At 73.4% G+C, this 19,086-nt stretch carries 18 protein-coding genes; 11 read left to right on the top strand and 7 right to left on the bottom strand.

The annotated features are described in order from the left end of the window. Positions 1-13: 13 nt before the first annotated feature. The 3 genes from ACULK2_RS16335 to ACULK2_RS16325 are packed head-to-tail and all read right to left on the bottom strand — an operon-like array spanning position 14 to position 3,781. Positions 14-478 (bottom strand): CinA family protein, encoded by a 465-nt coding sequence (locus ACULK2_RS16335; protein ID WP_445968084.1) that lies wholly within the window; start codon positions 476-478, stop codon positions 14-16. 54 nt (positions 479-532) lie between these two features. Then, a complete protein-coding gene (locus ACULK2_RS16330; RefSeq protein ID WP_445968085.1) occupies positions 533-1,357 on the bottom strand; it encodes an enoyl-CoA hydratase/isomerase family protein in 825 nt (274 codons plus the stop codon). Positions 1,358-1,414: 57 nt separating this feature from the next. After that, positions 1,415-3,781, bottom strand: coding sequence for a sulfatase-like hydrolase/transferase (locus ACULK2_RS16325; protein WP_445968086.1), 2,367 nt, complete (start codon positions 3,779-3,781; stop codon positions 1,415-1,417). 183 nt (positions 3,782-3,964) lie between these two features. Between ACULK2_RS16325 and ACULK2_RS16320 the strand changes: the two genes are divergently transcribed. Together ACULK2_RS16320 and ACULK2_RS16315 are read left to right on the top strand one after the other, a co-directional pair. Continuing rightward, on the top strand, positions 3,965-4,423 hold the full coding sequence (locus tag ACULK2_RS16320; protein WP_445968087.1) for a DUF6325 family protein: 459 nt from the start codon (positions 3,965-3,967) through the stop codon (positions 4,421-4,423). Positions 4,424-4,741: 318 nt separating this feature from the next. After that, on the top strand, positions 4,742-5,128 hold the full coding sequence (locus tag ACULK2_RS16315; protein ID WP_445968088.1) for an SHOCT domain-containing protein: 387 nt from the start codon (positions 4,742-4,744) through the stop codon (positions 5,126-5,128). 45 nt (positions 5,129-5,173) lie between these two features. Here the strand turns inward: ACULK2_RS16315 and ACULK2_RS16310 are convergent, their stop codons facing one another. Then, the gene (locus tag ACULK2_RS16310) at positions 5,174-6,121 is read right to left on the bottom strand and encodes a LysR family transcriptional regulator (RefSeq protein WP_445968089.1); all 948 of its coding nucleotides are present in this window, start codon (positions 6,119-6,121) and stop codon (positions 5,174-5,176) included. A gap of 138 nt (positions 6,122-6,259) precedes the next feature. On the opposite strand from ACULK2_RS16310, the gene ACULK2_RS16305 reads away from it, so the two are divergent. From ACULK2_RS16305 to ACULK2_RS16265, 9 genes are all read left to right on the top strand, one after another. Beyond that, positions 6,260-6,382, top strand: a complete 123-nt coding sequence (locus ACULK2_RS16305) for a hypothetical protein (RefSeq protein WP_445968090.1) — start codon at positions 6,260-6,262, stop codon at positions 6,380-6,382. Between the two features lie 201 nt (positions 6,383-6,583). After that, positions 6,584-7,993, top strand: coding sequence for a threonine/serine exporter family protein (locus ACULK2_RS16300; protein ID WP_445968091.1), 1,410 nt, complete (start codon positions 6,584-6,586; stop codon positions 7,991-7,993). 78 nt (positions 7,994-8,071) lie between these two features. Continuing rightward, positions 8,072-9,481 carry a threonine/serine exporter family protein gene (locus ACULK2_RS16295; protein WP_445968092.1) on the top strand — a complete coding sequence of 470 codons (1,410 nt, stop codon included), beginning with the start codon at positions 8,072-8,074 and terminating at the stop codon, positions 9,479-9,481. A gap of 9 nt (positions 9,482-9,490) precedes the next feature. Further along, entirely contained in the window at positions 9,491-10,060 is a 570-nt protein-coding gene (pyrE, locus tag ACULK2_RS16290; protein WP_445968093.1) for an orotate phosphoribosyltransferase, read from the top strand. Next, a complete protein-coding gene (locus tag ACULK2_RS16285; protein WP_445968094.1) occupies positions 10,057-13,146 on the top strand; it encodes a septum formation family protein in 3,090 nt (1,029 codons plus the stop codon). The genes pyrE and ACULK2_RS16285 overlap by 4 nt, the downstream gene beginning before the upstream one ends. Continuing rightward, positions 13,143-14,081: a ribokinase gene (locus ACULK2_RS16280; protein ID WP_445968095.1), complete on the top strand. Its 939-nt coding sequence runs from the start codon at positions 13,143-13,145 to the stop codon at positions 14,079-14,081. Before ACULK2_RS16285 ends, ACULK2_RS16280 begins: the two co-directional genes overlap by 4 nt. Beyond that, complete coding sequence (locus ACULK2_RS16275) at positions 14,078-15,025, top strand: nucleoside hydrolase (RefSeq protein WP_445968096.1); 948 nt, start codon at positions 14,078-14,080, stop codon at positions 15,023-15,025. The genes ACULK2_RS16280 and ACULK2_RS16275 overlap by 4 nt, the downstream gene beginning before the upstream one ends. A 9-nt stretch (positions 15,026-15,034) precedes the next feature. Then, a complete protein-coding gene (locus ACULK2_RS16270; protein WP_445968097.1) occupies positions 15,035-15,292 on the top strand; it encodes a hypothetical protein in 258 nt (85 codons plus the stop codon). 34 nt (positions 15,293-15,326) lie between these two features. After that, a complete protein-coding gene (locus ACULK2_RS16265; protein WP_445968098.1) occupies positions 15,327-16,037 on the top strand; it encodes an NUDIX hydrolase in 711 nt (236 codons plus the stop codon). 21 nt (positions 16,038-16,058) lie between these two features. Here ACULK2_RS16265 and ACULK2_RS16260 read toward each other — a convergent pair whose 3' ends face one another. The 3 genes from ACULK2_RS16260 to ACULK2_RS16250 form a co-directional block, all read right to left on the bottom strand. Next, complete coding sequence (locus tag ACULK2_RS16260; RefSeq protein ID WP_445968099.1) at positions 16,059-16,856, bottom strand: HAD-IIA family hydrolase; 798 nt, start codon at positions 16,854-16,856, stop codon at positions 16,059-16,061. A 112-nt stretch (positions 16,857-16,968) separates the two neighbouring features. Next, entirely contained in the window at positions 16,969-17,397 is a 429-nt protein-coding gene (locus ACULK2_RS16255) for a UBP-type zinc finger domain-containing protein (protein ID WP_445968100.1), read from the bottom strand. Then, the gene (locus ACULK2_RS16250) at positions 17,394-19,037 is read right to left on the bottom strand and encodes an FAD-dependent oxidoreductase (protein WP_445968101.1); all 1,644 of its coding nucleotides are present in this window, start codon (positions 19,035-19,037) and stop codon (positions 17,394-17,396) included. Before ACULK2_RS16250 ends, ACULK2_RS16255 begins: the two co-directional genes overlap by 4 nt. Positions 19,038-19,086: the final 49 nt, after the last annotated feature.

Here is a 19,086-nt window from a genome sequence, read left to right as displayed (position 1 = left end):
CGCGCCGCGCGCCTCAGGTGAGCGCGCTCCGCACGAGTTCGAGCGCCGCGCGCACGGTCTGCTCGACGACGGCCGACGGGTCGCCGTCGAAGCGCCACACGGCCTCCGTGACGTCGTCGCCCGCGGTGACGGCGGCGTAGACCGTGCCGGGCGGCAGCCCCTCCTCGGGGTCGGGGCCGCCGACGCCGGTCACCGCGACGGCGACGTCGGCGGCGAGCAGGCGGGCGACGCCCGTCGCGAGCTCGCGCGCGCACTGGGGCGTGAGCACCGAGGTCGCCGTCACCCCGAGCACGTCGCGCTTGACCCGCTCGGCGTACGCGACCACACCGCCCGCGAACCACTCGGAGGCCCGCTCCCCGCGCCCGAACGCACTCGAGATCGCGCCCGAGGTGAGCGACTCCGCGGCCGCGACGAGGATGCCGCGCTGCCGCGCGAGGGCGGCGATCTCCGTGGTCAGTTGATCGAGGTCGTGGGACATGCCTCCATCCTGCTGATGGGGTGCGGCGGTGTCACCCGGTTGACGGCGGGCGGGTCAGCCGCGCGAGGACCCACCCGCGAAGCGCGCGATACGGGTCTGCGCCTCGGGGGTCGCGAACGCGACGCCGATCGTCGCCGCCTCGTCGTCGAGCGACGCCCGGAACGAGCGGCCGCGACCCGCGTGCACGAGCCGCTTCGCCTGGCCGAACGCGTACGTCGCACCGGCGAGCCATCCGTTCGCGATCTCGCGCGCCCGCGCGTCGAGCGCGTCCGCTGCGACGACCTCGGCGACGAGGCCCCAGTCGAGGGCCTCGGCGGCCGACAGCGTGCGCGAGGTCAGCGTGAGCTCGAGCGCACGTCGCGTGCCGACCGCCTCGGGGAGGAGCGTGCTCACCCCGCAGTCCGGCGTGAGGCCGACGTCGCTGTAGCGACTCGCGAAGGTCGCGCGCTCCGACGCCACGATCACGTCGGCCACGAGCATGAACCCGAGGCCGCCGCCGGCGACGGGGCCCTGGACGGCCGCGACGATCGGCTTCGTGCTCTCGCGGAGCACCCGGTGGCCCTCGTGGATGCGGTCGGCGAGCTCGCGGACGAGTCCGGCCGGCCCGTCGTCGACGGCGCCCGCATCGTCGGCGGGACCGGAGCCCGCCGCCGTCCGCGCGAGCTCCGACATCGCGACCACGTCGCCGCCCGCGCAGAACGCCCGCCCGACCGCGTCGAAGAGCACCGCGCCGATGTCGTCGCGCTCGGCGATCTCGTGCGCGAGGTCGCGCCACCGCGCGATCGCCGCCGGATCGACGGCGTTCAGCCGTTCGGGTCGGTTCAGCGTGAGGTGCGCGAGGCCGTCGCGCACGTCGAACAGGATCACGTCGTCGGGCATGGACGGATGCTACCCCGGGGCCGGGCGTGCCCGGTGCCGGGGCGGCATCCGCTCACCTCACTGGCGGGCCATGGCGATGCGCAGCCGTTCGTCGGGGTCGATGAAGTGGTCGTGCGAGTCGTCGCCGGCGTCGATCTGCACCCAGTTGATCCGGCCGCGGAACCGGCTGGTCGAGACCGTGTAGTCCGGGCTCACGGTCGTGCCCGACTCGTAGCCGACGTCGGTCGTCTCGTCGGCCGAGAAGATCATGGGCTGCGTCGCCCCGACCCGCCCGGTCCCGGCAGCCTCCCCGTCGTAGTAGAGCGTGACGTCGCCGCCCTTGGCGAGCCCGCCCCCGTCGTAGGCGAACTCCATCCGGACCTGATGCACCCCGGACGGCACGGGCCGGTCGGCGGTCGTCGCGAACGACTGGATGCCGAGGACGTTGTAGACGAACTTCGCCGCCCCGCCCGAGACGTAGAGGCTCCATCCGCCGAACCGGCCGCCCTGCGCGACGATCACGCCCTCGGCACCCGCCTCCGGCACCTCGACCTCGGCGGTCACCGAGAACGAGCGGTTCTTGATGCTCACCACGCTGTGCTCGGAGAGTCGGCCCATTCCGGGGAAGAGCAGCTGCGAGTCGCCCCGGATGAGCGTCGGCCGGCCGGCGAGGACCGGGTCGAGGCGATCGCCCGTGCGGTCGTCCAACGGCACGACGTTGTACTTGACGGCCTCGATGAGCCACAGCCGCTGAAGTTCGTGGAGACGTTGCGGGTCGTCGGCGGCGAGGTCGCGCGCCTGGCTGTAGTCGCTGCTGCCGTCGTAGAGCTCCCATACGTCGTCGTCGAAGGCCGGCACGGTACCTCCGACGAGTTGCCACGGCGTCCGATGCTTCGTCACCGCGCTCCAGCCGCGGTGGTAGATGCCGCGGTTGCCGAACATCTCGAAGTACTGCAGGTCGTGGCGCTCGGGGGCGTCGGCGTCGTTGAACGCGTAGAGCATGCTCGTGCCCTCCATCGGCGACTGCTGCACGCCGTTGACCACCGTCGGCTCGGGCAGGCCGGCCGCCTCGAGGACGGTCGGCGCCACGTCGATGCAGTGCGTGAACTGGCTCCGCAGCCCGCCCGGCTGCTCGATGCCGCCCGGCCAGCGCACGATCGTGCCGTTGCGCGTGCCGCCCCAGTGGGAGGCGACCTGCTTGGTCCACTGGAAGGGGGTGTCCATCGCCCACGCCCAGCCGACCGAGTAGTGGTTGTAGGACGACGGCGACCCGAACTCGTCCACCTTCGACCGCATGAACTCGGGTGTCTCGAGTGCGGCCATGCCGTTGAAGTTCGCCATCTCGTTGAACGCGCCGTTGAGGGTGCCCTCCGCCGAGGCGCCGTTGTCGCCGATGATGTAGTACACGATCGTGTCGTCGAGGACGCCGAGGTCCTCGATCGCGTCGATCAGGCGACCGACGTGATGGTCGGTGTGCTCGAGGAATCCCGCGTACACCTCCATCTCGCGCTCGAGCACGGGCTTGAGGTCGTCGGGCATGTCGTCCCATGCCGGGATCTCGTCGTGCCTGGGCGTGAGCTCCGCGTCGGCCGGGATGACACCCAGTTCCTTCTGCCGTGCGAACGTCTGCTCCCGCTGCGCGTCCCACCCGCGTGCGAACTCGCCCGTGTACCGGTCGGCCCACTCCTTCGGCACGTGGTGGGGCGCATGCGTGGCGCCGGGTGCGAAGTAGACGAAGAAGGGCTTGTCCGGCATCAGCGACTTCTGCGAGCGGATCCACCCGATCGCCCGATCGGCGAGGTCCTCGGTGAGGTGGTATCCCTCCTCCGGCGTCGCCGGGGGTTCGACCGGCGTGGTCCCGTCGTACAGCGCCGGATCCCACTGGTTGTTCTCGCCGCCGATGAACCCGTAGAACGTCTCGAAGCCGCCGCCGGCCGACGGCCAGGCGTCGAAGGGGCCCATGGGCGAGGACTGCCAGACGGGCACCTCGTGGCACTTGCCGAACTGGGCGGTCGAGTAGCCGTTGAGCTTCAGCGTCATGGCCAACGGAGCCTTGGTGTTCGGTCGCAGCGAGTTGTTGCCCGGGGCGCTGGTCGCCGTCTCGGTGATGCTTCCCATCCCGACCGAGTGATGGTTGCGACCGGTCAGCATGGCCTGCCGGGTCGGCGCGCAGAGCGCCGTCGTGTGGAAGCGGTTGAAGCGCAGGCCGCCCGCGGCGAGCCGCTCGGCCGTCGGCGTCCGGCACGGTCCGCCGAACGCGCTCGATGCGCCGAACCCGACGTCGTCGAGCAGCACGATGAGCACGTTCGGTGCACCCTCCGGTGGCAGCAGCGTCTCGATCGGCGGGTACGAGGTCGCCGGGTCCTTCGCGTCGTACGTCGTGAGTCCCGGCCTGGGCCGGTCCGGGATCGGCAGCATGGTGCGCGCGTGTCGGTCAGGTCGCATGAGATCCCCCTGGAAGCGTCCGTTCTCGGCGCGACCGCGACGGCCGGCCGAGCACAACCTAGCCAAGTCGGCGGTCCGCGGAATCATTCGATTTGGGTGATGCCGCGAGAGCACCCTGCGAAGAGTCTGAGATCGGTGCGGATCCGGCACCGGAGGATGAACGGGAGCAGGGGGCTGATCGAGATGACCGAGCAGGATCTGGACGCGCTGGGACCGGTCGACTTCCTCGTCATCGAGTTCCCCGCGGGGCATTCGACCTTCACCGGGGAGATCGCGGAGGAGCTGATGAAGCTCGTGGAGGCGGGGACGATCCGACTCATCGACGCGATCATCCTCATCAAGGACGAGGACGGCGCCGTGGACGCGATGGAGCTCTCCGACGCCGGGGAGCTCGGCCCGCTGGTCGAACTCGAGGCGCAGCTGGCGGAGCTCCTGGCGGCCGACGACGTCGTCAACCTGGCCGCGGCCATGGATCCGGGCAGCGTGGCAGGCGTCCTCGTGTACGAGAACCTCTGGGCCGCGCCGTTCGCCGCCGCGGCTCGACGGGCGGGAGGCCGCCTGATCGCCGACGGCCGGATCCCGATCCAGGACATCGTCGCCTCGATCGAGGCCGACGCAGAGCTCGAGGAGACGGGAGTCTGACATGCCGCTGAGGCCAGCACGAGTGGGACGGGTCGGCGTGGTCCGCGCCCCCGTCGCGAAGGCCGCGGTCGTGAGCGCCGCGGTACGGCCGGGTCCGGCCCCGGTGGCGAAGGCGGCCGTGGTGGGTGCCGCGGTGACGCCGGGACGTCGACGCCGGCGCATCTAGCGACCGCGGGAACGCCGCTCGCGTCGCCCTCCGGGCTTCCGCAGGACGGCCGGCGAATCATGCGGTTCGGGTGATGCGGCGCTCCCCGCCGCGCCGATACGTTCCGGGCAGATGGGCGCGACCCGCACCCCGTGATCGAAAGGCTCGCCGTCATGAACATCTGGGACTTCTTCGTCTGGCTCTTCTGGATCTACGTCCTGTTCGCCTGCATCTGGATCTTCATCAGCGTCTTCGTCGACATCTTCCGCGACCACTCGCTGAACGGCTGGGCGAAGGCGCTGTGGGTGCTGTTCCTCGTCTTCCTGCCGTTCCTGGCGGCCTTCATCTACCTGATCGCGCGTGGTCGTGGCATGGCCGAACGCAATGCGGCGCGCGGGCAGGCGGCGCAGGCCCAGGCCGACGACTACATCCGATCGGTCGCCAGCTCGGGCTCCGGTTCGGCCGCCGCCGAGATCGATTCGGCCAAGCGCCTGCTCGATGCCGGAACGATCACCCAGGCCGAGTTCGACGCGCTCAAGGCGAAGGCACTCGCCTCGTAGTCCCGGGCCCGGGCGGGCCGCCGGCACTGGTCGGTCCGCCCGTGTTCAGGCTCCGGCGGTCGACGGGATGTCGCGTGCGGCGTCGTCGTGCGACCGCTCGAGCCGTGCGGCCCGGTCGACCAGCACCTCGAGCACGGTGCGGACGGCGAGCCGCTCCGAGACATCCGGTCGCACCAGGGCGAAGATCTGCCGGACCGATGCGACGCCGCGGAGCGGCTTCAGCACGATCTCGGCGGGCACCGGGCCCGAGGTGTACCTCGGCACGAACGCGATGCCGAGCCCCGCCGCGATGAACGCCTCGACGATGCGCATGTCGCTGAAGCGCTGGCTCACCTCGACCCGCCGTCCGCCGGCCTGCTCGATCGCGTGGAGGATCCGCTCGAACGGGAAGCCGGGCGGCACGCCGAGCCAGGTCTCCTCGACGAGGTCGGCAGGCGTCACGTGCGAGCGGCCGGCGAGCCGGTGGTCGGCAGGCAGGCCGATGTCGAGCGGCTCGGTGAGGAGCGGGAGCGCGCGCAGGCCCCGGCCGCCCCACGGAAGCTCGCCGGGCATGGTGTGGGCGAGCACGATGTCGTACTCGTTCGTGAGGTCGGGGAACTCGGCCAGTTCGGGGTCGAGGTCGGTGGCGCGGACGACGAGGCCGGCGACCGAGCGGAGGTCGGCGAGCACCTGCGGCAGGAGGGTCGCGCCGACCGTCGGGAACGTCAGCAGGCTGACCTCGCCGCTCGGGTGGTTGCGGAACTCGTCCCAGAGGGCGGAGGCCCGCTCGAGGGCGATCGCGACCTCCGTCGCGCTGCGCGCGAGCGCATGCCCGGCGCTCGTGAGGACCACCCCGCGGCCGCTGCGTTCGGTGAGCGGCATGCCGGCCTCGCGCTCGAGCACCTTCAGCTGCTGCGACACGGCCGACGGGGTGCGCCCGGTCGCCTCGGCGACGGCAGTGACGCTGCCGCGTTCGGCGAGCTCGCGGAGGAGGTCGAGACGGCGCACATCCATGTAGCCATGCTACATCGTCAGTGAAGTTCTGTGAGATTGTGCTGAACGTTCCGAACCGGCACAATAGTGCATGTCGGACACGTGCAAGGGCGCACCCGGTCGCCCGACATTCCAACGAACTCCTCGAAAGGAACCGCCGTGTTCACCGTCTTCGCCATGCTCGCCGCCGCCTCGATCGCCGGAATCGCCGGCTCGATCGTCGTCACCGCCCGCGACGGATACCGTCGTCAGCCGCGCGAGACCTTCGCGCGCACCGTCTAGGTCGCGCGTCGCGGAGCCCGACGGGCTCCGAGCAGGGCCGCCGTGCGGGGGAGGGACACCCCGCAGGGCGGCCCTTCGTCCGTCTGCGCCGCCTGTCGACCCCTCGACATGCGATCGCGCCCGGGGATACGGTGACCGCACCGTCGGGGCGCGGGCGTCATCCGACGGCGCTCCCCCGGCCCGAACCCGAGGAGCGAGCGGATGCCGATCACCCCGACCCCACCGGACTCCGGCGAGCGGACGCAGACGCCCGCCGACCCGGCCCTGGTCCGGACCTTCCTGCTGGGCCTGGCCGAGGGCCTGACCGCGTCGGACGAGACGACCGATCGCACCCGGGCGGAGGTCGTCGCGATCGCGCGCGCCTACGGCGTCGATGACGTGGACGTCATCGTGCTGCCGACCATGGCGTTCGTCCAGACCGGCCGCGGTGAGACGGCGCGGATGTCGCTCACGTCGGTCCGGGCGACCTTCCGGTTCGACCAGGTCGCCGCGATGGCCGCGCTCGTCCGATCGGCGCGGACCGCCGAGATCAGTCCGGAGGACGGCATCCGCCGGCTCAACGAGATCGGCGCGATGCCGCCTTCGCGGCACTGGTTCATCCGCACGCTCGGGCACGCCCTCCTCGTCGCCGGTCTCGCACTCCTGATCGCTCCCGGCTGGCAGGCGGCCGTCGTCGGCTTCGGGCTCGGCGCGCTCATCGGCGTCGCGAAGCTCACGCGCTCGCAGACCCTCGGCCTGATCCTGCCGGTGGCCGCGTCCTTCGTCTGCGCGCTCATCGTCTTCCTCCTGGCGCCCGTCGTCGCGATCGGCGATCCGCTCCGCGTGCTCATCGCGCCGCTCGCGACCTTCCTCCCCGGTGCCATGCTCACCACCGGCGTCCGGGAGCTCGCGGCCGGGCAGATGGTCGCGGGGACCTCGCGGCTCGGCGCGGGCGTCGTCCAGCTGGCGCTGCTCGCGTTCGGCATCCTCGCGGCCGGCACGGTGGCGGGCGTCGGCGCGGACGACTACGTGCCCCGCGAGGTGCAGCAGACGCTGCCCTGGTGGGTCGCGGGCGTCGGCCTGGTGCTGTACGGGTTCGGCGTGTACCTGCAGTTCGCGGCGCCCGGCCGGACGTACGGATGGGTGCTCCTCGCGCTCGTCGTCGCATACGCCGCCCAGCAGCTCGGCGAGCTCCTCCTCGGGGCACCCGTCAGCGGGTTCTTCGGAGCGCTCGTCGTCACGCCGGTCGTGCTCCTGATCGAGGACCTGCGTCGAGGCGCCGTGCCGTCGCAGCTCACCTTCATGCCCGCGTTCTGGGTGCTCGTCCCGGGCGCGGCGAGCCTCATCGGCGTCACCGAGGGCGCAGTCGAGGAGTCGGCCGGCATCGACGACCTGTCGGCCGCATTCGTGGCGGTCATGTCGATCGCACTCGGCGTCTTCATCGGGTCGGCGCTGTACCGCTTCCTCCACCGCGGCGCGACCGGGATCGCCGACTTCCACGTCGACCTGCCCGCCTTCATGGGCTCGTCGGACGGCCCCGGGCGCTCGCGACTCTCCGGACCGGACCTCGGCGCACGACCCGGCCCCGGCCCCGAACCCGATCGGCGTACACCGCCCGACCCGAAGGACTGACCCCTCGCGCGTCGCGCCCCGTCGCGCTCCGCCTCGCGTCGTACCGTGTGCGCAGGACCAGCGATGGGAGGGGGACGGATGCCGGAGCTCGACGAGCGCGCCGTCCTGCGCCGGTTCCTGCTCGGACTCGCCGAGGGCATGAACGCCGCGGGCGAGGCGGTCGACCGGATCGGCGAGACCATGGAGGCCGTCGCCCGGGCCTACAGGCGCGACGACATCGACTTCATCGTGCTGCCGACCGTCATCATCGTCCAGGTCGGCGGCGCCGAGGACAGCCGCGTCGCGATCCGATCGGTCCGCGCGAACTTCCGGTTCGACCAGATCGCCGCGCTGTACCGGCTGATCGAGGACGCCCGACGCGCCGCCGTCCCGCCGGTCGACGGCATCCGCCGCCTGAACGAGATCGGCGCCATGCGCCCACGGCACGGATGGCTCGTCCGCACGTTCGGGCACGCCCTCCTCACCACGGGGCTGGCGCTCCTGCTCGCCCCGACGTGGGAGGGCGCGATCGTCGCGTTCGGGCTGGGCGCGCTCGTCGGGCTCGCCAAGCTCGTCCGCTCGCCGACGCTCCAGCTCGTCTTCCCGGTCTTCGCGGCGTTCGCGTGCGCGCTCGCCGTGTTCCTGCTCGCCCCGTACGTCGGCATCGGCGACCCGATCCGGCTGCTGATCGCCCCGCTGGCCACCTTCCTCCCCGGCGGCGCACTCACGACGGGAACCATGGAGCTCGCCGCGGGGCAGATGATCGCCGGCGCGACCCGACTGGTGTTCGGCATGGTCCAGCTCGCGCTCCTCTCGTTCGGGATCCTCGCCGCGGGCACCGTGGTCGGCGTCTCGGACGCCACCTACGCGCCGCTCGATCCGTCGTCCGGGCTCGCGTGGTGGGTCGCCCCGCTCGGCGTGCTCCTCTTCGCGTTCGGCAACTACCTGCACTTCTCCGCGCCGCCGGCGACGTTCGGCTGGGTGCTCCTCGCGGTCGCGGTCGCCTACGGCGGGCAGGTCGCCGGCGCGGCGCTCGTCGGCGCCACGGTGAGCGGCTTCATCGGTGCGGTCGCGATGACCCCGGTCGTGCTCTGGATCGCGAGCCTGCGACGCGGTGCCCCCTCGCAGCTGACGTTCCTCCCGGCGTTCTGGATCCTCGTCCCCGGTGCGGCCGGGCTCGCCGGGCTGACCGAGGCGGTCGGCACGGCGGCCGGGCTCGAGGACTTCGCGACGGCGCTCACCGCGGTCATGTCCATCGCACTCGGCGTGCTGATCGGGACTGCGTTCTACCGGGTCGTGCACCACGGGGCGGAGGAACTCGCCCAGTTCCATGTGGAGATGCCCGCTGCGCTGCAGGAGGAGGAGGACGCGCCCCTCTGGGCCCGCTTCGTTCCCGGCACCCCGCGGTCGTTCTGGCGCGGTCGACGGCGGCGCGACGCGACGCCGGACGAGGCCGGTGGAGGCCGCCCCGGAACTTCCGCACCTGCTTCTCAGGCGGCGGAGACTTAGAGTATTCGGGTGACTTCCCGGAATCCCCAGTCCGCCGAGGCCCGCCGACAGCTCATCGAGCACATCTCGAACGAGGCGGTGTTCCACGGCGACTTCACGCTGACCAGCGGCAAGCAGGCGTCGTACTACGTCGACCTGCGCAAGGTGAGCCTCGACCACCGCGTCGCGCCGCTCATCGGCCAGGTCATGCTCGACCTCATCGCGGAGGTTCCGGAGGTCGCAGCAGTCGGCGGCATGACGATGGGCGCCGACCCCATCGCGACCGCCGTGCTGCACCAGGGTGCTGCGCGCGGCCTCGCCTACGACGCGTTCGTCGTGCGCAAGGAGCCCAAGGACCACGGTCGGGGCAAGCAGGTCGAGGGCCCGGATGTCGCGGGCAAGCGCGTCATCGTGCTGGAGGACACCTCGACCACGGGCGGTTCTCCGCTGAAGGCCATCGAGGCGCTCCGCGCCGTCGGTGCCGAGATCGCGGCCGTCGCGGTCGTCGTCGACCGCGACACCGGTGCACGCGAGGTCATCGAAGCCGCGGGGGTCCCCTACCTCGCGGCCATCGGCTTGAAGGATCTGGGATTGTCATGACGGAACGCGACGGACGCTACGACGCGAGCGGATTCGACGACGACACCGACTGGCTGATGAGCCAGCTCGGCAGCGGTCGCCGACCCGACCTCGAGGGCCGCCGGGCCCCGGAGCTCCCCGTCGCACCCGCTCCCGAGCCGCCGCTCGCCGAGCCCGCACCGCAGTCGCGCCCGCGTCGTCGCAGCGAGGAATCGCTCGACTGGTTCTCGGTCGCCGAGCCCGCGGCGGAGGAGACGCCGACGCGCGCGCTCCCGGTCGTCGGCGAACCCATCGAGCGCAGCGCACCCGAGCCGGTCGACGCCCCGGCGCCGCCCGCGTGGAACCAGCCGGCCTGGAACCAGCCCGCCTGGAATCCGCCCGCGTGGAGCACTGCCCCCGCAGATCCCCCGCGCATCCCCGAACCGCCGGCCGATCCCCGGCTCGACTCGGTCGAACCTCCCGCAGGCATCGTGCCGCCCGCCTTCGCCGGGCACTCCGCGCCGCCACCCGGCCCGGTGACCCCGCCGGCGAACTTCGCCCTGACCTGGGGCGAGGCGTCGGAGCGCGAGCAGCCGATGGACACCGAGGAGGGCCTGCGCGCCGCCTTCGCGCGACTGGCCGACCCGTCGAGCATGTCGCCGCGGCTGCGCGAGCCGGAGCCGCAGCCCGAGCCGCGATTCGAGTCGCAGCCCGAGCCGCGATTCGAGTCGCAGGCGGAGGCGCCGGAGGACCAGGCGGGCGCCGAATCGCCGTTCGATGGATTCACGCCGCCCCCCGTCGCCCGGAGCTCCTTCACGCCCGTGGCTCCGACGTCGGCTTCGTCGGACGACTTCGCCGACGAACTGTGGTCCGCCCTCCACGAGGACGAGCCGGCGCCCGCGTCGGGCGCCCGCGCCGGTGACGCGTACGACGATGAGGGTGCGTTCGCCGATCGCGGTGCCTACGCGGATCAGGGCGCCTTCGCCGAGCAGCGCGGCTACGACCGTTCGGCCGCCTACGACGCCCGCGGCTACGACCGTCCGGGCGCCGACGCGGGCGGCTGGGACCGGACCGGCGACGACGCGACGGGGTGGAGCCGGGGTGACGCCGGCGACGCGTCGGGCGACGATGCGGCGTGGAGCCCGAGAGGCTACGACGGGGCCGGCCACGCGCAGCCCGACGTGGCCGGGCCCGGCTATGTCACGCCCGGCTACGTCGGCGATGTCGACCGGACCCCGTACGGCGAGGCCGGCCACGACCGGGGCGGAGACGGTCACGACGCGTTCGACCGGGACGGTCGCGACCCGCGCGACGACGAGCAGGGCGGGGACCGGGCCGGATACGACGGTGCCGCGTACGACCAGGCCGGCTACGACGGCGGCGCCTGGGACGCCGCCGGGTACGACCGTTCCGGCTACGACGACGGGTACGACGACGTCGGCGACCGGCCGCGCAGCGGGTACGACCCGGACGCCGGCGCCGAGGACGGCGGGTACGGCGACGATGAGGCCGACGACCTCCACCGCGCCTTCGGAGGCGGCTCGTACGACGAGCGGGCCGACGGCGACCGCGCCGGCGGCGGGTTCGGTCCCGACGCGTACGCGGACACCGGCGACTACGGCGACGACCGCTTCGGCGCGCAGGCGGAGGTGCCGGCGCACGACGACGGGTACGACCTCCGCGAGCTCTGGCGCGACGAGAGCGCGTCGGGCACCGGGTCCTGGTCGGACGAGCCGGCCGACTGGCGTGAAGACGTCGGCCGGCCGGCATCCGAACCCGACGACGAGGTTCGCTGGTACGCCGACGACCTCGCCGACCGTCGACGCGACGCCGACGTCGTGCCGCCCACGGCGGACGATTACGCAGACCCCTCCGCTCCGTGGCAGGCGGACGAGTCGCCCCGAGCGCGCGAGTTCGCGCAGTCGGGCTATCTGTGGAACCTGACCCCCGACCCGGCCGGCCGGGACCCGAAGGTGCCGATCGACGACGAGGACGATTCCGCCGCACCGGGTCCGCGCCGTGGGGCGGCGACCGGAGCCGGAGCCGCGGCCGCCTTCGCGGCCCGGCCGCCCGCCGACGTCGACGACGACCCGTTCGGTCTCGCTGCGCGCGACCGGCGCGGAGACGACGGTCCCCAGGCGTTCGACGACGAGACGCCGCACGACGATCGGTCCGCCTTCCCCGATGCGCCGGCGTTCGACGGGTGGGACGCCGCGGGCGTCGACGAGCGCACGACCGAGCGCCTCGCACGCGACGAGCAGGCCGCCGCCGACGGATCGGACGACGGCCTCGCCGCGCTCTTCGGTGGTGCGGGCTTCGGCGCGACCGGTCCGATGTCGGTGATCGACGCCTCCGCCGCCGCCGATCTCGAGCGCCCGCAGCCCCGCGACCCCGGCCTCGGCGCAGGTCGTGGATCGGACGACCCCTTCGCCGGCTGGAACGACGTCCGCGGCGACGCACGCACGACGCAGCCGCGCGGCGGGTACGGCGACCGCGACGGGTACGGCGACCGCGGCGGGTACGGCGGCGCGGGTGCGTCGTCCGCGACGCGCGACGACGACGAGGGTCGCGACCGGTCGCCCGTGAAGCTCCTGACCTGGGTGGCCGGCGGACTGGCGCTCGTGGTGCTGGTCGTCGCCGTGGTGACGTTCGGCATGCGCTTCCTCGCCCCGAGCGATGCCGGCACGGCCGCGCCGGTCGCGTCCGAGGAGCCCGTGGCCGCTCCGACCGCGCCCCAGCCCGCAGGCGTCCACTCGTGGCAGGCGCTCTTCGGCACCGAGTGCCTCGAGCCCTTCGAGGACGCGTGGGCCGACGAGTTCACGGTCGTCGACTGCGCGACGCCGCACACGGCGCAGCTCGCGTACCGCGGCACGTTCGCGGGCGACGAGGCGGCGGAGTTCCCCGGCGAGGAGGCGCTCGCCGCGCAGTCGCAGGAGCTCTGCGCCGCCGAGGGGATCATCGACCCGGCCACGGCGGCGGGCGTGGGCGAGCTGCAGATGCTGACCTCGTTCCCGGTGACCGCCGAGCAGTGGGATGCCGGCCAGCGGAGCTACTACTGCTTCGTCGAGCAGGTGAGCGGCGAGCCGCTGACGGTGAGCCTCGCGGGGGCGGGACCCGCCGCGCAGTGAGCGGGCTCGTCGTCTTCGGGTCGGTCAACGTCGACGCGACCAGCTACGTCGACGCGTTCCCCGAGCCCGGTGAGACGATCCACTCCAACGGGTACCGCGTCGCGCTCGGCGGCAAGGGAGCGAACCAGGCGATCGCCGCACACCGTTGCGGGGTCGGCGTGACGCTCGTCGCGCGCCTCGGGGACGATGCGGCGGCCGAGGTCGCGCGCGAGGCCTTCACCCGGTTCGGGCTGTCGCAGGACGCGGTGACCTCCGTCGCCGGCGCGCCGACCGGCGTGGCCCAGATCACGGTCGCCGGCGCGGGCGAGAACACCATCGTGGTGACGGCGGGGGCCAATTCGGCCCTCCGAGCCGACGACGTCGACGCGGAACGTGGCCGCATCGCGGCTGCGGAGGTCGCGCTGACGCAGGGCGAGCTCCCCGTTCCCGTGATCGAGGCGCTCGCTCGCGCCTGCGACGCGTCCGGCACCCGGTTCGTGCTCAACCTCGCCCCGCCCGTGCCCGTCCCGTCCACGGCCGTCGCGGTCGCCGACCCGCTGATCGTCAACGCCCACGAGGCACGGGCGCTCGGCCTGGGCTCCGGCCTGGGCGCCGACGCGACCGTCGACGCATGGCGGGATGCCGCGGCATCCGTCGTCGGCACGCTCGCCCGCTCGATCGTCGTGACCCTGGGCGAGCGGGGCGCGATCGCGGCGGACGCCCACGGGACGTACGCCGTCGCCGCGCCCGAGGTCGAGGCGATCGACACGACCGGTGCCGGGGATGCCGCGACCGGCGCCCTCGCCGCCGTGCTCGCCGAGGGGCGCACGCTGCCCGACGCGGTCCGTGTCGCCGTCGCTGCGGGCGCGATCGCGGTGCAGGCCCGCGGCACCGTCGACTCGTATGCCCCGCGCGAGGAGATCCTCGCCCTCGCCGACCGGACGGAGCTCCGATGACCGTTCCCGTGATCCTCGACTGCGACCCCGGGCACGACGACGTCTTCGCGCTGTGGCTCGCCGCGGGGCACCCCGCGCTCGAGCTGCTCGCCGTGACCACGGTCGGCGGCAACGTGCCGCTCGAGCACACGAGCCGGAACGCCCGCATCGCGCTGTCGGTCGCCGGCGTCACGGGCGTCCCGGTCGCGGCCGGCGCCGCAGGCCCGCTCGTCCGCGAACTCGTGACGGCCGAGTGGATCCACGGCGAGAACGGCCTCGGTGGGCCGGAGCTGCCCGACCCGGACTCCGGGCCGTCGCCGGTGCCGCTCGACCCCCGCGGCGCGACCGAGCTCATCGCGGACACGATCGCCGCGGCATCCGAGCCCGTCGCGATCATCGCGACCGGACCGATCACGAACGTCGCCGTGCTGCTGCGCGAGCGACCCGAGCTCGCACCGTCGATCCGCGAGGTCGTCTGGATGGGCGGCTCGACCGAGCGCGGCAATGCGACGCCCTACGCCGAGTTCAACGCCCGGGTCGATCCGGAGGCGCTCGACCTGGTGCTGCGGAGCGGCATCCGCTTCACGATGGTCGGACTGAACGTCACGCACCGCGCGCTCGTCACGACCCGCGTGCGCGAGCGCCTCGCCGCGATCGGCACCCGCACGGCGGGCTTCGGCGACGAGCTGCTCGAGTTCTTCTGCCGCACCAACGACGAGGTGTTCGGCATGCCCGACGGCCCGCTGCACGACCCGGTCGCGGTGGCCCTCCTCGCCGACCCCGGCGCGGTCGAGATCGTGCGGACGCGGCTGGACGTCGAGCTGGCGGGCGCCGAGACGATCGGCGCCACGAGCGTCGACCTCGACGGCATGCTCGCGCGCGAGCCCAATGCGTTCGTCGCGGTCGGGCTCGACGTCGAGCGGTTCTGGGCGGGCGTCGAGGCCGCCGTGGCACGGCTGGCCTGAGGAGCGCGCGTGGACTGGACCTTCTGGCTGGCCGGCGGCGTCATCGTCGTGCTCGTGATCGTGACGCAGGTCTTCCTCCACGAGAGCCGCTGGTCGCGCCGTCCGCGCGACGAGGATCCGATCGACGGCGACGACCGGTACGACGTGCGCCACGATGGCGACGTGCGCCACGACGGCGACGCGCGCCACGACGACGAGGCGCGCCACGACGACGACGTGCGGCGCGACCGCGACGGCGACGGCGACCCGCACGACGGCTCGCCCTGACCATGCCCCGCGCGGCGCGGGCTACGCTCGTCGGGTGACCTCCCGCGACGATGCCGCCCGATCGGCGCGTGCCCAGCTTGCGGCGCTCGTGGCCGACGAGCACCTGCGCGACCTCTGGCGCGACGCGCGCCCGCCGGAGGACCCCGAGGCGTCGCGCGCCGCCGCCGTGCTCGTGCTGTTCGGCGTGCTCGACGGACTGCCGAGCGACCACGTGGCGCAGGCCACCGCGGTCTCGCGGGACCTCGACGTGCTGCTGCTCGCACGTGCCGACACCCTTCGCTCGCACGCCGGGCAGATCGCCTTCCCTGGCGGCCGCGTCGAGCCGGGAGACTCCGGCCTGGTCGCCGCCGCGCTCCGCGAGGCGCGCGAGGAGACCGGCCTCGACCCCGCGGGCGTCGACGTGCTCGGAGAGCTGGATCCCATCCCGCTGGCGTACTCGCGGCACCTCGTGACGCCCGTGCTCGGCTGGTGGACCCGGCCGTCGCCCGTTCGCGCCGTCGACGTCGCCGAGTCGTCGGCCGTGTTCCGCACCCCGGTGGCCGACCTGCTCGATCCCGCGAACCGCCGCACCACCGTGCTCCGCCGCGACGGCGAGGAGTGGCGGGGGCCCGGCTTCCTGGTGGCGTCGGGCGGCGCCGACCGCCTCGTGTGGGGCTTCACGGCGATGGTGCTCGACGCGATGTTCGAGGCGCTGGGGTGGACCGAGCCCTGGGACCCGAGCCGCGAGCTCGACCTGGCGGTCTGAGTCCCCGCCCGCCCGCCGCCCCTACAGCTCGGTCTCGACCGGCTCGCTCGAGACGAGCTCGGCGACGCCCGAGAGGATCTCGTCGGGCCGGAACGGGTACTTCTCGATCTCGCGCCGGTCGCTGATGCCCGTGAGCACGAGCACGGTGTGCAGGCCGGCCTCGATGCCCGCGACGATGTCGGTGTCCATCCGGTCGCCGATCATCGCGGTGTGCTCGGAGTGCGCCCCGATCGTGTTCAGCGCCGACCGGAACATCATCGGGTTGGGCTTGCCGACGACGTAGGGCTCCTTGCCCGTGGCCTTGGTGATGAGCGCGGCGATCGCCCCGGTCGCCGGCAACGGTCCGTCGGCGCTCGGCCCCGTGGCATCCGGATTGGTCACGATGAACCGCGCGCCCGCGCCGATCAGCCGGATCGCCTTCGTGATCGCGTCGAACGAGTAGTTGCGGGTCTCGCCGACGACGACGAAGTCGGGGTCCGTCTCGGTCATGATGAAGCCCGCCTCGTGCAGGGCGGTCAGGATGCCGGCCTCGCCGATCACGAACGCCGACCCGCCGGGCACCTGCTGCTTGAGGAAGTCGGCGGTCGCGAGCGCGGAGGTCCAGATGCGCGCCTCGGGCACGTTGAGGCCCGATGCGCGCAGCCGCGCCGACAGGTCGCGCGCCGTGAAGATCGAGTTGTTCGTCAGCACGAGGTACGGGGTGCCCGCGTCCTCCCACTGCTGCAGCAGCTCGGCCGCGCCGGGCAGGGCATGGTTCTCGTGCACCAGCACGCCGTCCATGTCGGTCAGCCAGGCCTCGACCTCTTCACGCTTCGCCATGCGCCAAGCCTAGGCGTCGCGGATCACAGGGCGATGAACAGCGGATGCCGCGCGCGCGACGGTCACGTCCGTGCGCGAGGCGCCCCGGAGCACGCCGTCACCCCTCGCGGGCTCACTGGTGCAGCAGTTCCTCCCAGTTCTCCGGGACGTTGCCGTTCGGCCCCGGGCAGGACTGGTCCTCCGGCCGCCAGCGCGGCGGGGCGAGCGGCACGTGCCTCGCGCCGCGCTCCGCGGCGTAGTCCCAGAACCACTCCTCGCCGGGCTCGAACGACGCCGCGACCGGGTGGCCGGTCTCCTCGGCGTGGCGACGCGCGTGCTGCCCCGGCGACGCGTCGCAGCATCCGACGTGTCCGCACTCGACGCAGCGGCGCAGGTGCCACCACCAGCCGCCGAGGTCGAGGCACTCGGCGCAGCCGGTGCCCGAGGGCGGCGGGGCGAGGGCCGGGTCCGGGGCCTCGGGCGCCGCGGCTGCGCCCGGCGTGCCCCCGGTCGCCTCGGGCTCGGTCGCGTCGGGCTCGGTCGCGTCGGGCTTCGGATTCACGCGTACACCTCCATCGCTGCGAGCGCTCGGTGCACCGAGGCGACCGCGCTCGAACCTTCGCCGACGGCTGCGGCGACACGCTTCATCGAACCGCGGCGCACGTCGCCCGCGGCGAAGACACGCGGCACCGACGTCTCGAAGGGCAGCGGCATCCGGCCCGTCGAACGCCAGGCGTCGCCGAGCGCGAGCACGTCCGCTCCGGTGCGCACGAAGCCGTCGTCGTCGCGTTCGAGGTCGGCGAGCCAGTCCGTCGCCGGCACCGCGCCGATGAAGCAGAACAGGGCGCGGCACTCGACGGTCTCCTCGACGGCGCCGCCCAGCGTCACGCGCTCGAGCGTCTCGTCGCCGTGGAGTGCGGTCACCCGCGTGCCGGTGTGGACGTCGATGCGGGAGTCCTCGCGGATCCGGTCGACGAGGTAGCTCGACATGCGGTCGGCGAGGTCGTCGGAACGGACGACGAGGCGAACGCGGCATCCGCCCTGCGCCAGTGCCAGCGCCGCCTGCCCGGCCGAGTTCGCGCCGCCGACGACCACGACGTCGGAGCCGGACGCCTGCCGGACCTCGAGCGCGGTCGCGGCGTGGTGGATCCCGGCCCCCTCGAACTCGTCCCATCGCTCGAGCGGCAGCCCGCGATAGGCGACGCCCGTCGTGACGACGACCGCGCGGGCGCGCACGATCGCGCCGTCGGCGAGCAGCAGCCGGTGCGCTCCGCCGTCGGGGTCGAGCCGCACGACCGGGCACGGCGCCGCGATGCGCACGCCGAACTTGAACGCCTGCAGCGATGCCTGCGAGGTCAGCGCGTCGCCGCTCACGCCGAACGGGAAGCCGAGGTAGTTCTCGATGCGCGAGGTCGTCGCCGACTGGCCGCCGGGTGCGACGGCGTCGAGGAGCACCGTCCGCAGCCCCTCGGAGGCGCCGTAGATCGCGGCGGCGAGCCCGGCCGGGCCGGCTCCGACGACCGCGAGGTCGAACTCCGTGTCGTCCTCGGAGGTGTACGCGAGCCCCAGCATGTCGGCGACCTGACCGGCGGTGGCATTGCGGATGATCTCGCCCTGCACGATCGCGACCGGCAGGTCGTCGCGCGTGTACCCGTGCGACCAGATGTCGTGGTCGAGGTCCGGGTCGTCGACGTCGATCCAGGTGTGCACGAGCTCGAGCCGCTCGGCGTAGCGCCGGAGCGCCTGGGACTCGGGGGAGCGCGAGCCGACGAGCTTCAGCGTCCACGCCGCGGGGCCGTGGCGGAGCATCTCGCGGCGGGCCCACAGCGTGCGCAGCATGAGGTCGCAGAGCTCGTCGTCGTCGGCCATCATCTTCTGCAGCGCGTCGTGATCGATGCGGAGCACGCGCCCCGGCTCGGCGACGCGCGCGGTGAGGAACGCGCGCTGCCCGTTGAGCAGGCCGAGCTCGCCGACGAAGGTGCGCGGGCCGAGCAGCGCGAGCCGGGTCTCCTCGGTCCACCAGAGGGCCTCGCGCACGACCTCGACCTCGCCGGCCTCGACGAGGATCAGGTCGTACGTCCGGTCTCCGGCCCTGAAGAGGACGTCGCCCTCGGCGACGTCGTGCGGCACGCCGTAGCGCCTGAGGCGCTCCCATTGCGCATCAGTGAGTTCCGGGGTGATCTTCTCGCCGGCAGCGCCCATCCCACCATCCTCGCCGACGGAGGGCCGCAGCGGGAGGGGGAGCGGGAAC

Source organism: Agromyces molybdatiresistens (assembly GCF_052748445.2).
Note: the sequence above shows the minus strand (reverse complement) of the source record. Positions and strands in the feature narration are given on the sequence as shown.